Annotated in this window: 1 protein-coding gene and 1 pseudogene; one reads left to right on the top strand and one right to left on the bottom strand. The window is 66.5% G+C overall.

What is annotated here, in order from left to right:
* Positions 1 to 396, bottom strand: a pseudogene (locus ACFWF3_RS35500) (hypothetical protein); the annotation flags it as partial.
* A gap of 497 nt (positions 397 to 893) precedes the next feature.
* On the opposite strand from ACFWF3_RS35500, the gene ACFWF3_RS35495 reads away from it, so the two are divergent.
* Positions 894 to 1551 (top strand): alpha/beta hydrolase family protein (locus ACFWF3_RS35495; protein ID WP_379318507.1); only part of this gene is annotated, 658 nt, incomplete at its 3' end.

The raw sequence follows: 1551 nt of genomic DNA, 5'->3' as shown, positions 1-1551 counted from the left end.
GTTCCGTACCCTGGCGAGCTGACGAAGGGAGCCATCGTGGCCGGGCTGCGCCTGGGACCGGTACTGCGGTACGCCGACACCGACTCCGCCACCGTGTGGGTGGAGGCGGACCGTCCGTGCACCGCCGAGGTAGATGGCCTTCAGGCCGGCGCGAACCTGCTGCACGGCCTGGTTGCCGGTGAGGGCGCCCAGCGAGTTGATGTAGTCCTCGTTGTTCACGAGGTCCCACAGGATCTCCGAACCGCGACGGGCGAGGGTGTGCTCCTCGACGACGTTGCCCTGCAGCTTGGAAACCTGCTCGGCGGAGTAGGTGCGGGTCAGGCCCTTCCAACGCGGGTTGGTGTCCCAATCCTGCTGGATTTCCGCTGCGGTCTTCGGGGTGCCGGGGAGAGACATCTCTTGACTCCACTTCCTCGTGTGGTCGGTGCTCCACGCAGTCGGCGTGCGAATCAACCGGTGGCTGAACGCTTTCGGTTGCACATCTCGTACTGCTGGAGCAATTTGCAGGCTTGCTAGGACTTACTAGGGCCCAAGGGGTGTACTTCCAAACAATGGCACACCCAGAAATAGCCGTCTACCTGTTGGTTGTGTGAATCTCAGCTAGTTTTGCCGACGTGTTTGCTAACTTTGCGAAATTAGCGGGCTGATTGCAAGGACTCCGCCTACCAGCGAGTAGCGCTGACCTGGAGTTTTAGCATAACGCTCGTACTGTTAGCGATCATCAGGTGGGCACGCGCCGACACTCCCGAGCCTGGCAGTCTGTGAGTCGTTTCACACACCACGCCGGACACGAATGATGTGCGTGTCGTCACTCGATTCGGTCACGACGCGGGTATCGATCCCATCGCCCCCCGGAAGTGGACACTCATCCGCCGAAGCGAAAGAGTGGGCCCATGAGGATTCCGAGGATCGCGGCGGCAACGCTGACCGTGTTGGCGGCGGCGCTGAGCCCGGCGCCGGTGGCGAGCGCGCAACCGACCGAGGCGGCAGGCACCGTCGTCGGCGTCGAGTCACTGTCCCCCGCGGCCACCCTGCCCGGATCGGCCCGCGCCGAGCGCCTGCTCTACCGCTCGACCACCGCAGGCGACCAGCCGACCACCACCAGCGCGGCCGTGTACTTCCCCGCGGGCGAAGCGCCGCAGGGCGGCTGGCCGGTGATCGCGTGGGCACACGGCACCGTCGGACTCGGCGACGACTGCGCCTACAGCGTGGCCGGGCCTGCCGCGGTCGAGCGGGACCGGGCCTACCTCGGCACCTGGTTGAAACAGGGCTACGCGATCGTGGCCGCCGACTACGCGGGCCTGGGCGGACCCGGCGAACATCCCTATCTGAACGGCATCACCGAAGCGCACAACGTGGTCGACGGGGTCAAGGCCGCGACCGAGCAGTACGCGTCCCTGTCGAACAAGTGGGCCGTGGTCGGCCAGTCCCAGGGCGCCGGCGCCGCGGTGTTCACCGCTCGCTACGCCACCGAATTCGGCGGCACCGGCCTGGACTACCGCGGCGCGGTCGGCACCGGCGTGCCCGCCTACATCGAGGACGTCATCGGGC

This window comes from Nocardia sp. NPDC060220, assembly GCF_042727815.1.
Lineage (GTDB): Bacteria > Actinomycetota > Actinomycetes > Mycobacteriales > Mycobacteriaceae > Nocardia.
This window is presented reverse-complemented; position numbering and strand designations above follow the sequence as displayed.